This is a genomic window from Achromobacter sp., assembly GCF_036567245.1.
Lineage (GTDB): Bacteria > Pseudomonadota > Gammaproteobacteria > Burkholderiales > Burkholderiaceae_B > Achromobacter.
Window position 1 is genome coordinate 1 of the sequence record NZ_DATCUY010000022.1, and the last position, 11,922, is coordinate 11,922.

The 11,922-nt window shown below is 66.5% G+C and carries 10 protein-coding genes; 2 read left to right on the forward strand and 8 right to left on the reverse strand.

Features of this window, described 5'->3' with window-relative positions; all coding sequences use genetic code 11:
- Window positions 1-40: 40 nt before the first annotated feature.
- Genes VIR09_RS00715 through VIR09_RS00735 form a run of 5 tightly spaced genes read right to left on the reverse strand, consistent with a single transcriptional unit; the run spans window position 41 to window position 6,321 of the window.
- The gene (locus tag VIR09_RS00715; protein WP_332010755.1) at window positions 41-1,816 is read right to left on the reverse strand and encodes an ABC transporter ATP-binding protein; all 1,776 of its coding nucleotides are present in this window, start codon (window positions 1,814-1,816) and stop codon (window positions 41-43) included.
- Window positions 1,813-2,634 (reverse strand): ABC transporter permease, encoded by an 822-nt coding sequence (locus VIR09_RS00720; RefSeq protein WP_332010757.1) that lies wholly within the window; start codon window positions 2,632-2,634, stop codon window positions 1,813-1,815. Before VIR09_RS00720 ends, VIR09_RS00715 begins: the two co-directional genes overlap by 4 nt.
- Window positions 2,635-2,641: 7 nt before the next feature.
- Window positions 2,642-3,586 carry an ABC transporter permease gene (locus VIR09_RS00725; RefSeq protein ID WP_013392266.1) on the reverse strand — a complete coding sequence of 315 codons (945 nt, stop codon included), beginning with the start codon at window positions 3,584-3,586 and terminating at the stop codon, window positions 2,642-2,644.
- Between the two features lie 6 nt (window positions 3,587-3,592).
- Window positions 3,593-5,164, reverse strand: a complete 1,572-nt coding sequence (locus tag VIR09_RS00730) for an ABC transporter substrate-binding protein (RefSeq protein ID WP_332010759.1) — start codon at window positions 5,162-5,164, stop codon at window positions 3,593-3,595.
- Window positions 5,165-5,214: 50 nt separating this feature from the next.
- Complete coding sequence (locus VIR09_RS00735; RefSeq protein ID WP_332010761.1) at window positions 5,215-6,321, reverse strand: C45 family peptidase; 1,107 nt, start codon at window positions 6,319-6,321, stop codon at window positions 5,215-5,217.
- A 160-nt stretch (window positions 6,322-6,481) separates the two neighbouring features.
- Between VIR09_RS00735 and VIR09_RS00740 the strand changes: the two genes are divergently transcribed.
- Window positions 6,482-7,363 carry a GntR family transcriptional regulator gene (locus VIR09_RS00740; protein ID WP_332010763.1) on the forward strand — a complete coding sequence of 294 codons (882 nt, stop codon included), beginning with the start codon at window positions 6,482-6,484 and terminating at the stop codon, window positions 7,361-7,363.
- A gap of 162 nt (window positions 7,364-7,525) precedes the next feature.
- A complete protein-coding gene (locus VIR09_RS00745; RefSeq protein WP_332010765.1) occupies window positions 7,526-8,860 on the forward strand; it encodes an aspartate aminotransferase family protein in 1,335 nt (444 codons plus the stop codon).
- Between the two features lie 13 nt (window positions 8,861-8,873).
- Here the strand turns inward: VIR09_RS00745 and ltaE are convergent, their stop codons facing one another.
- The 3 genes from ltaE to VIR09_RS00760 all read right to left on the reverse strand — a co-directional run bounded on the left by ltaE (window position 8,874) and on the right by VIR09_RS00760 (window position 11,613).
- A complete protein-coding gene (gene ltaE / locus VIR09_RS00750) occupies window positions 8,874-9,884 on the reverse strand; it encodes a low-specificity L-threonine aldolase (protein ID WP_332010767.1) in 1,011 nt (336 codons plus the stop codon).
- A gap of 37 nt (window positions 9,885-9,921) precedes the next feature.
- Window positions 9,922-10,587 carry an imm11 family protein gene (locus tag VIR09_RS00755; RefSeq protein ID WP_349259023.1) on the reverse strand — a complete coding sequence of 222 codons (666 nt, stop codon included), beginning with the start codon at window positions 10,585-10,587 and terminating at the stop codon, window positions 9,922-9,924.
- A gap of 138 nt (window positions 10,588-10,725) precedes the next feature.
- The gene (locus VIR09_RS00760; RefSeq protein WP_332010771.1) at window positions 10,726-11,613 is read right to left on the reverse strand and encodes a DMT family transporter; all 888 of its coding nucleotides are present in this window, start codon (window positions 11,611-11,613) and stop codon (window positions 10,726-10,728) included.
- Between the last annotated feature and the right edge of the window lie 309 nt (window positions 11,614-11,922).

An 11,922-nucleotide genomic window follows, 5' to 3' on the forward strand; every position in this document is an offset into this window, starting at 1 on the left:
CCCGCCGACAGCCGCGACCGCCACGGCTGAAACCCGCGCATCAGGCCCCGGCTGCGGCAGCGGCCAGGGCCACCCGGTGGGTGGCGCCGGATTCGAACACCGCCGTCATCGATGGCAGGCTCTGCGCGGCCGATGGATCGAAGTAGTCGGCCTCGTCGCGCCCTTGCCCTGCGGGCAAGTCGCGCACCTCCACGCGAAAGCCTTCAGCCCGGCTGCCGCGCAATTCCGGCACCGCTTGCAGCAAGCGGCGCGTGTAGGGATGCGTGGGCCGGTCGAACACTTCGTCGCGCGTGCCTTCCTCGACGATATGGCCGCGCAGCATCACCAACACGCGGTCCGCGATCTGCTCCACCACGCCCAGATCGTGCGAAATCAGCAAGCAGGCGAAGCCGTGGGAGCGCTGCAGCGACATCAGCGTCTCCAGCACCTGCTTCTGCACAGTGACGTCGAGCGCCGACACCGGCTCATCGGCGATGATGACCTCGGGCCGCAGCACCAGCGCCCGGGCGATGGCCACGCGCTGGCGCTGCCCGCCGGACAGCTCATGCGCATAGCGCTCCGCGTAGTCGTCGCCCAGACCTACGTCCCGCAGCGCCTCCGCCACGCGCTTGCGCCGGGCCTCGGCCGTCATGCCGGCCTCCAGCCGCAGGCCCTCGCCCACCAGATCGCCGATGGTCATGCGCGGATCCAGCGATGAATACGGATCCTGGAACACCATCTGCACGCGCCTGCGCGCCGCCTGCCAGGCTTGGCCCGTGCCGCCCGCGGGCAAGGCCTGGCCGTCCAGTTCGATGCGCCCCTGGGCTTGCGGCACCAGTCCCAGGATGGACATCATGACCGTGGTTTTGCCGCTGCCCGATTCACCGACGATGGCCAGCGTTTCCCCCGGCGCCACCGCGAACGTGGCGCGGTGCACGGCGCGCACCGCGCGCTTGCGGAACCAGCCCTCGCGCACCGAGTAGTCGATCGCCAGTCCGTCTACCTGCAGGATGGGCGTCCCCTGCGCGGCGGCGCGCGCCGGGCCACGCTTGGGCAGCGCGTCCAACAGGCTGAGCGTATAGGGATCCGCCGGCCGCGACAGCACCTCGGCCACCGGCCCGGTCTCGACCGCCCGGCCGCGGCACATGACCAGCACGCGCTGCGTGTACGCGGCCACCAGGGCCAGGTTGTGGCTGATGAAGATCAGCGCCGTGCCCTCTTCGCGCGTCAGTTCGCACATCAGGTCCAGCACTTCCTTCTGCACCACGCAATCCAGCGCCGTGGTGGGTTCGTCCGCAATCAGCAGACGCGGTTTGAGCAGCATCACGCCGGCCAGCAGGATGCGCTGCCGCATCCCGCCCGAGAATTCATGCGGGTAGCGCTTCATGCAATCCTGCGCGTCGCGCACGCGCACCCGCTCCAGCATCCGGACGGCTTCGTCCCAGGCCGCGCGGCGCGCCATGCCTCGTCGCAGCACCAGGGCCTCGATCAGTTGCTCGCCCACGCGGAACGCCGGGTTGAGCGACACCATCGGCTCCTGGAACACCATGCCGATGCCGGTGCCGCGCACCGCCTGCCAATCGCGCGGCGCCTGCCGCAGCAGGTCCTGGCCGTCGAACAAGGCCTGTCCGCCGGTGATGCGGGCCGAGTCCGGCAACAGGCCCAGCAGCGTCTTGCCGATCAGCGTCTTGCCGCTGCCGGATTCGCCGACGATGGACAACGATTCGCCGGCGTGCAGGTCGAACGACACGCGGTTCACCACGGGCGCGGCGTCGCGCTTGCCGGGAAAACGGATCTCCAGATCGCGCACGGACAGCAAGGGTTGCGCAGCGCTCATGCCATCACCCCCCGCATGCGCGGATCCAGCAGATCGCGCACCGCGTCGCCCAGCAGATTGATGCCCAGCAGGCTCAGCGAAATCATGGCGCCCGGAAACACCGCCAGCCAGATGGCCTGATCCATGGCGTTGCGGCTCTCGGACAGCATGCCGCCCCAGGTGGCCAGCGGCGGCGGCACGCCCAGTCCGAGAAAGCTCAACGCGCTTTCGGCCAGCAGGGCGGAACCGAAAATGGAGGTCGCGAAAATGAGCAGCGGCGGCAGGCAGTTGGGCAGCACGTGGCGGAATACCGTCCACACACCGCTGTGCCCGGTCGCGCGCGAAGCGATGACGAAATCCCGCTGCCGCAAGGACAGCGCGGCGCCGCGCGCGATGCGCGACACCGAGGGCGAGTACGCCAGGCCCAGCGCCAGCACCACGCCCCATTTGGACGGCCCCAGCACCGTCATGATGCCCAGCGCGAGCAGCAGGCCGGGAAATGCCATCAGCGATTCCACCAGCACCGTGATGCCGCGGTCGACCCAACCACCCGCATAGCCCGCGGTGACGCCTATGGTCGTACCCAGCAGCAGCGCCAGCAGCACGGAGAACACGCTGACCGCCACGCTGACGCCGGCTCCCGCCATCAGCCGCGACAGCACGTCGCGGCCGAACTCGTCGGTGCCCAGCCAGTACTCCGCCGACGGCGGCGAAAAGCGCGCCAGCAGGTCGCCTTCCAGCGGATCGTGCGGCGTGTACACCAGCCCGACCAGGGCCAGCAGCACCACGCCGCCGACCAGCGCGCCGCCCAGGACGGCATTGGTATGTCTAAAGCCCATGATGATCCTATTGAAGCTTCACGCGCGGGTCGAACAGCGGATACAGCAGATCCACCACCAGATTGACCGCCACGTACAACAGCGCGATGAACAGCAGGCAGCCCTGCACCACGGGATAGTCCCGCGCATAGATGCTTTCCACCAGCAGGCGGCCTATGCCCGGCAGCGTGAACACGGTCTCGATCACCGCAGCGCCCGACAGCAGATGGCCCAGCATCAGGCCGATCACCGTCAGGGTCGGGCCGAACGAATTAGGCAGCACGTGGCGCAGCATGACGCGCTTTTCCGGCAGGCCCTTGGCGCGCGCGTGGGCCACGTATTCCAGCCGCAGCGTCTCGATGGTGCTGGCCCGCATCATGCGCGTGATGGCGGCGATCTCCGTCAGCACGATGGCGCATACCGGCAGCACCAGATAGCGCGCCGCGCCCAATCCGCCCTGGGCGATGGATTCAAAGCCGTACACCGGCAGCCAGTTCAGCTTCACGCCGAACAGCCAGATCAGGAGGATGCCGACCCAGAAGCTGGGCATGGACACGAACAGGATCGAAGTCGACACGATGGCGGTGTCGGCGCGGCGGTTCTGGCGCCAGGCGGCGACCATGCCGGCAGGCACCGCCACCAGGCAGGCCAGCAGCGTGGCGGTCAACACCACCTGGGCCGTCACCGCGAAATGCGTCAGCACCAGGTGCATCACCGGTTCGCGCCGCGCGATGGACATGCCCAGGTCGCCCTGCAGCGCGTTGCCCACCCAGATCAGGAACTGCTCGCCGACGGGGCGGTCCAGCCCCAGCGCGTGGCGCATTTCGGCCAGCAGCGCCGGGTTGTCGATATCGCCCAGCATCAGCGAGGCCGGATCCCCGGGAATCGCGCGTATCAACGCGAACACCAGCACCGTGACCACGATCACAGTAGGCACCGACGCCGCGATGCGCTTGAGTAGATAGCCCAGCACGGCGCCTCAGTTCTTGGTGACGTTGAAGAAGCGCGGCTTGCGCAGCGGCCAGCCCGTAAAGCCCTGCAGCTTGCTGGAGACCACGACATAGCCCGGCTTGTTGTAGTACATCAGCAGCGGCGTGTCGCGCAGCATCAATGCATGCAGCTTGTCGAACGCCTGCTTGCGCACGGCGGGATCGGACTCGGCCTCGATGCCTTCCAGAATGGCGGCGGCTTCAGGGCTTTCCCATTGAGCCATGGGCGTCTTGGACTTGTCGCCGATCACGTCGCGGAACATCAGCGCGGGCTCGGTGCGCGCCGAATAGGCAAATGCCATCAGCTGGAACTTGCCTTCGCGGAAGTTGGTCACTTGCGTGCCCCACTCCAGCATGTCCAGTTCGGCCTTGATGCCGGCCTTGCCCAGCAACTGCTGCGTCACCACCGCGACCCGGTACAGGTAGGGATAGCGCTTGTTGGCCTGCAGCTTCAAGGGTTCGCCGCGATAGCCGGCGGCGTCGAGCAGGCGCTTGACCTCTTTCAGGTTCTTCTCGTAGCCGGCGCGGTCGGCCTCGGAGTAGTAAGAGCTGGCCGCGGGCACCAGGGACGGGTTGTAGGCCGCCTGGCCGTTGTTCAGGGCCCGGGCGATGCCGGGGAAATCCAGCGCCAGCGCGATGGCGCGGCGCATGTTCACGTCCGACAGCAGGGGCGCGCGCGTCTGCATCAGCAGGTTGACGGTATCCAGTCCCTGCTCGGTAATGATGTTCCAGCGCGGATCCTTGACCGGAAGATTGTCTTCGTCCGCGTTGTAGGCATCGACCTGTCCCGCCATCAGGGCCGCCTTCTGCGCCGCGGCATCCGGAATCACCACGAAGCGCACATTGGCCTGCGCGGTTTTCTTCCCAGCCATGCCGCTGGGCGCTTCCTCGCGCGGCTTGTAGCCCGCGTACGGCGTCAGCAACAGGTACTGCTCTTTCTTCCATTCAGAGAGGACATAGGGTCCGGTACCGATGGGCTTGGCCCACTTGCCGTCGGCGTCTACGCTTTTCGCGCTCAGCACCGGCATCGGGCACTGGACGCTGGCCATCTGGTCCAGGAACAGCGCGTAGGGCTGGTCGAGCTTGAACACCACGGTGGCCGGATCGGGCGTTTCCACCGCCACGACCTTGGCGCCCTTGCTGCCGTCGTAGAGGTTCTTGCAGGAATACTCGGACTGGGCGCCGTTGAGGTAGTCGTAGGTCCACTTGACGTCGGCCGAGGTCATCGGCGTGCCATCGTGGAAGGTGATGCCCTGGCGCAGCTTGAAGGTGTAGGCGCGCTTGTCGTCGGACAGCGTCCAGCTGTCCGCCAGCATGGGGGCCACGCTCATGTCGGCGCGCAGCGCCACCAGGGACTCCACCACGTGCGCCAGCACGTTGTCGGTGGAGGTGTTGCGGGACCGTCCGCCGGGCAGCGTGGTCGGCGTGCCCGAACCTTCGGCGTAGCGGATTTCGGGAACGGCGGCCTGCGCCCGCACCGTGGCGGGCATGCCGGCCATGGCGCCAACCAGCGCGGCGGACAACAGCAGCGCATTCTTGACGCGCGAACCATGCGAATTCATAGGGATCACTCCAGGTGCGGCGCTCGCCGCATAGGGATCTGGGGGCCGGCTCAAAAGAGCCGGTACTCAGCGAAGTTGCGTCCTTCGTAGGGCTTGCGCGCGATCCACATCACGCCGCTCGCCGGCTCCATCAAGGTGGTGGCCACCGTGGCCGAGATGCTGTCGAAGCTGGCCGGCTTGGGCGAGCGCAGCACGCCGTCCGGCGCGGCGAAGTCGTCGGCCAGGATGCGCTTGACCGTGTCCCAGTCGATGTTGCCGGCTGCACGCGCCAGCATGTCCTGCACGCGGCGCTGGCGGTAGATCGAATCCGGATTGGCGGCCAGGCCCCGGTCGAACAGCTTGGCGCGCGCGGGCGGGCTGATCCAGTGGTTGGCGTGGACCAGCAGGCCGTCCTCGGGCGTGATCCAGAAGATCTCGTCAGGCGAGCATTCCAGGTCCACGGACTCTCCCTGGGCCTGCGCCAGCATCAGGTTGTTGGAGCAGAAACGCCGCGACGCCCACAGCACCTTCATGGCGTTGCAGATGTTGGCGGCTTCCAGCATCTTGCGCCGTACCAGCACCAGCGGCACCTCGGCGGGACGCTGGTAATCATGCTCGCAGGACAGGAAGTTGCCCGATAGGGAAACGCCCGCGCTGTTGAAACCATGGCGCGCCAGGCTGCCCGCCTCGGTGAACATCAAGAGATCGGGGCCGTCCTCGCGCCGCATGCGCAGGACGATGCCGGTATCCACGCATTCCTCGCGCCAGTCCCAGTTGTGGGCATGCATGAGCTTGCCGCCAGCGGCCGCCTCGGGCAGCACGATCAGGCCGGTGCAGCCATCGTCCAGCCCCTTGCGGGCGCGGCCCAGCTCGGCATGGCCGAACATCATTTCGGTGCGGCAGTTGATGACCACCACGTCTTCCAGCGCCTGGCCCGATCCGTCGGCGATGCCGCGCAGTTCTTCCAGGTAGGCCGCGTCATAGTCGCCCACCACCGGCACCATGGCGGCGGCCAGTTCCTTCAGGCGATCCGCGGCGACGCCGCGCCGCTCCAGCTGCCCGCGGTAGAGGGCCACGCTGCGCGCCACGCGCTCGGGGACCGCGGCGCCATGCTGGCGGCCCCGCTCATAGGGACTGCCCTGTACGTCGACCAGGGGAAAAGGGGTAGGCAAAGTCACGGCTAAAGGCTCCGGCGCGAGATTCATAAAGACCGGCAAATTTTGTACTAATATATGAAAAAGTTCAATATAAGGGTTTCCCCGAAGCCACTATCACGAAGCCCGCGCTCAAAGCTCTCCGGTACCATTCCGACTCCGCCGCCAATCGCGCCCATTCCCCATGTCCAACGCCGCCCCCGCCCGCCCCACTCCACTGCAAGTCGACCTGGCGCGCCATATCGCGGAAGACATCGTGGCCCGGCGCTTTGCGCCCGGCGACCACCTTTCGGAGGAATCGCTGGCGGCGAGCTACGAGGTGTCGCGCACGCCGGTGCGCGGCGCGCTCAGGCTGCTGGCCGCGCAAGGCCTCATCACGCATCGCCCCAACAGCGGCTATACGGTGGCGGCACATGCTGTCGAGGCGCCGCCCGCCATCGCGGGCGCCGGCCCCACGCAGGATGAGCTGTACCGCCGCCTGATCGATGACCGCGCCTCGCGCGCGCTGCCGGAGACCTTCACCGAGCGCGACCTGCAGCAGCGCTATCCGGCGCCGCGCAGCGTGCTGACCAAGACCCTGCTGCAGTTGTCGGCGGACGGCCTGATCGAAAAGCGCAAGGGGCACGGCTGGCAGTTTTCGCCGTCGCTGGAAAACCGCGACGCGCTCAACGAGAGCTACCGGTTCCGCATGACCATCGAATGCGCCGGCCTGCTCGAACCCACGTTCCGCCTGGACCGCGAGGCGCTGGCGCGCATGCGCGCCGCGCATGAAGCGCTGGCCGCGCGCAGCGACGCCGACATCTCGGCCACTGAGTTCTTCAACCTCAACGCCTCGTTCCACGAAATGCTGGCCCGCTTCTCCGGCAACCGCTACATCCTGCAGGCGGTGCAGCAGCAGAACCAGTTGCGCCGACTGGAGGAGCATGCCGCGTTCTACCGCGACGCGCGCTTCATCAATTCCAGCAGCGAACACCTGCAGATCATCGACGCGCTCGAGGCCGGCGACCAGGAATGGGCTTCCCAGCTGATGCGTCGGCATTTGAAAACGTCGCTGCAAGTCTCCTAGGGGGAGGCTCACCCCACCTGCCTGCGTGCCGAAGCGCTGCGCGTCGAACCGCGGGCATGCCCGACGCTCGCCGCTTCGGGGGCATTTGGTTCGCTCATATTGTATTTATAGATTTATTAATACAAAATAGAGCACCCGAATATCCCCAAAGCCGGATCTCCCATGCCCTCATCAACGCCTCACCCCACACCCGCCATCAACGCCGAAGCCTATTGGATGCCCTTCACCGCGAACCGGCGCTACAAGCGCGCGCCCGTGCTGTTCAGCGCGGCCGAGGGCATGCACTACATCCGGCCGGACGGGCGCCGCGTGCTGGACGGCATTGCAGGCCTGTGGTGCGTGAACGCCGGGCACCGTCGCCCTGAAATCGTCGACGCCATCGCCCGCACCGCCCACGAACTGGACTACGCGCCGTCGTTTCAGATGAGCCATCCCCTGGCCTTCGAGCTGGCCGAGGCCTTGCGCCAGGAGGCGCCCGCCGGGTTCTCAAATGTGTTCTTCTCGAACTCCGGTTCCGAAGCGGTGGATACCGCGCTGAAGATCGCGCTGGGCTATCACCGGGCGCGCGGACAGGGGCAGCGGGTGCGCCTGATCGGACGCGAGCGCTCGTACCACGGCGTGGGCTTCGGGGGCCTGTCGGTGTCGGGCATCGCGGGCCACCGCAAGCCCTTCGGCAATCTGCTGCCCTACGTGGACCACCTGCCGCACACCTATGACCGTAGCCAGATGGCCTATACGCGCGGCCAACCCGATTGGGGCGCCCATCTGGCCGATACGCTGGAGCGCATCGTGGCACTGCATGACGCGTCCACCATCGCGGCCGTCATCGTGGAACCGGTGGCCGGCTCGACCGGAGTGCTGGTGCCGCCCAAAGGCTATCTGCAGAAACTGCGGCAGATCTGTGACGCGCACGGCATCCTGCTGATTTTCGACGAAGTGATCTGCGCTTTCGGCCGCATCGACGGCGCCTTCGCCTCATCGCACTTCGGCGTCACGCCGGACATCATCACCAGCGCCAAGGGGCTGACCAACGGCGCCATCCCCATGGGTGCGACCCTGGTGCAGCAGCATGTCTACGATGTCTTCATGCAAGGACCGGACAGCGCCATCGAACTGTCCCACGGCTACACCTATTCCGGCCATCCGGTGGCCTGCGCCGCCGGCTTGGCGACTCTGGACATCTGCCGCCGCGAGGGCTTGTTCCAGCGCAGCCGCGAGCTCTGGCGCTATTGGGAGGACGCCGCGCACAGCCTGAAAGGACTGCCGCACGTAGTGGACATCCGCAACATCGGCCTCCTGGCCGCCATCGAGCTGGAGCCGCTGGACGGCAAGCCCGGCCAGCGGGCCTATGCCGTGCACCAGGCCTGCCTGGAACGCGGCTGCCTGATCCGTTCGGCGGGCGACACCATGCTGCTGTCGCCCCCGCTCATCATCGAACGCGCGCAGATCGACGAATTGTTCTCGGTGCTGTCGGACGTGCTGCACGCGGAAGCCTGAGCGCCGGCCCTGGCTATGCCAGGTGCCGCGCCACCGCCTGGACCACCTGCCGCACGTCCGCGGCGGACACATCCAGATGCGTGACCAGGCGCGTCGGGCCGCCATAGACGGCCCGCATCTGAATGCCGTCGGCGGCCAGCTTGGCGGTGAGCTCCTCGCAACGCGCGGGCTCGAATTCGGCGAACACCATGTTCGTGTCCTGGCTCAATACCTTGACGCCCGGAATCCCGCGCAGCCCCTCGGCCAGCAGGCGGGCGTTCTCGTGGTCATCGGCCAGGCGCTCCACGTTGTGCTCCAGCGCGTACAGGCAGGCCGCGGCCAGCACGCCGACCTGGCGCAAGCCGCCGCCCAGCATCTTGCGCCAGCGGCGGGCGCGGGCGATGAGTTCGACGCTGCCCACCAGTACCGAGCCCACCGGCGCGCCCAGGCCTTTCGAAAAACAGATGGACACCGAATCGAAGGGCTGGCACAGGTCCGCCACCGGCTTGCCGCTGGCCACGGCCGCATTGAACACTCGGGCGCCGTCCAGATGGGTAGCCAGTCCGTGCTGGCGCGCCCAGTCGGTCGCGGCCCGCACGTAAGCTGCGGGGATCAGCTTGCCGTGGAAGGTGTTCTCCAGCGCCAGCAGGCGGGTGCGGGCGAAGTGCGCATCGCCCTCGGGCTTGAGCGCCGCGGCCAGCTTTTCCAGCGGCAGGGAGCCGTCCTCCGCGTGCTCGACGGGCTGCGGCTGGATGCTGCCCAGCACGGCCGCGCCGCCTCCTTCGTATTTGTAGGTGTGCGCGAGCTGGCCCACCAGATACTCGTCGCCGCGCTCGCAGTGGGCCATCAGCGCCCCCAGATTGCTTTGCGTGCCGGACGGGAAGAACAGGCCCGCCGCCTTGCCCGTGCGTTCGGCAACCGCTTCCTGCAAACGGATCACGGTAGGGTCGTCGCCCATCACATCATCGCCCAAGGGCGCGCAGACCATGGCCTGCAGCATGGCCGCGGATGGCCGGGTGACGGTGTCGCTACGCAAATCGATCATTGAAAATCCTGGAATGGAAAAGGAATTCTGAAAGAGCTTAAATATCCGCTACATCGCGCAGCCGTACGCCGGAGAAGTTGGCCGCACTCAATGCATCAAACATCGCGCGGTCGCAGATGGGAGGTGCTCCCATGCGATCCTGGCGGAAGATATGGGCATCTCCCACAACATCCTGTTTGAACACCAAGCTGGCTCCGCCGACGAGGCTATAAAGTTTCTCGTCCTCGCCGGTCTGATAATTGTGGTCGAGCTTGATCCTCACGCGAGAAGAGGCTTCATCCAGGGCATCGAGTCTGCGCAGCACATTGCCTAGGTAGTACTGAGGGGCGGGGCTGCCGTCAGCAAGGCTGAAGTCGCATGCCACGAATGCAAACGCCTCGGCGTCCAACTGCTCAAACAGTTGCTTCAACGGCTCGGACACAATCCATATGCCAGCGAGCTCTTCCAGATCGCGTGGCATTCCGCCCTTCTCCGGCAGATGAACCAGGTGGGGACGCTCCGGATACTGATCTGGCATTCCATTAGGACGCGAGACGACATTCATCCCCGGATCGATCAGCTTCTCTTCGTTGGCGATTTCGATGCCGGGAACCCTGCCGTTTCCCAAGAAGCTGGCGTCGATCAGGAAAAATTCGCCCTTATGAGATGCGGCTTCGACTGAAACTTCAATGGCGGTCGGTTCGGTCACGGTAGCTTCCATCATGGATGCGGGGGCAGAACGGGAATGCAGTTGAGCCGATGCTAGCGGGGCTTTGGCGCAGCCACAAGTTCCGTCGAAGTGGTCTTCAGCATGCTGATGCCGGGAAATGCTGCCAACCTATCCCAACGTTCATAACACGCTCTAGTCAGCACGCGCCGCCGGCGCCGCGCGGCTCACCACCCAGATGCCGGCCAGTATCAGCGCCATGCCGCCCAGCTCGGCCGCAGTAGGCTGTTCGGACAACAGCGCCCAGGCGAACAGCATGGCCACGACGGGCACGCCCAGGCTGGACAGGCCCGCGATCGAAGCCGGCACCAGGCGCACTACCAGCAGCCACAGCAGCCAGCCCGCGGCCGTCGCGATCAGCACGATGTAGGCCATGCCGGTCCAGAGCTGCCACCCCCAGATGGCGGGCATCTGCGGCACCAGAAAGGCGACAGGCGTCATGACCAGTCCGCCCAGCAACATCTGCCAGGCGGTGAATGTCATCACATCGGGCGCGTGGCGCTCGAACATGCGCTTGGACAATACGGTGCCCACGCCCCAGCACAGGCCGCTGCCCAGCCCCAGCAGCACGGGGCGGATATCGCCCACGCCGTTCCAGGGTTCCACGAAGCAGACCAGCCCGATGGCAGCCAGGGCGATGCCCAGCCCATGCCGCGCGGTGGGACGTTCGCCCAGGAACCACCAGGCAAACAGGATTACCCAGAACGGCATCGTGTAGGCCATGAGCGAGACCTTGCCCACGCCGCCCGATACCAGCGCCGTCTGCACAAAGCCCTGGAACCCTGCCGTCTGCGTCAGGCCGATCAGCAAGGTCAGTTTCCACGGTGGCATCGCCAGCGGACGCCGCAACGCGAACGCCAGCGCGAACAGCACCAGGCCGCCAGATACATAGCGCAGCGCCACGAAATCGAACGGGCCGATGTAGGGCACGATCAGTTTCATCGCGATCCAGCTGCCCGCCCAGACCAGGATGGTGCTGAACATCAGGGCTAGTCCTGCGCGATCGAAACTGCTGCGGCTCACTGGCACGGCTCCGTATGAAAAAAGGACGCGAAAAAGCAAATACGCCCGTACCGGCGATTTCCGGTACGGGCGTATGACATTATGCGCCTGCCTGGCCGCGCATGCGGCCTTCAGGCAGGCCGTTCCCGTCCATTTCGCGGACAGGAACGATTACAGCGGCTTGGCGAGCTGCTCCAGGATGGCCGGGTTCTCCAGCGTGGAAACGTCCTGCGTGACTTCCTCGCCCTTGGCGACCACGCGCAACAGGCGGCGCATGATCTTGCCCGAGCGCGTCTTGGGCAGGTTGTCACCGAAGCGGATGTCCTTGGG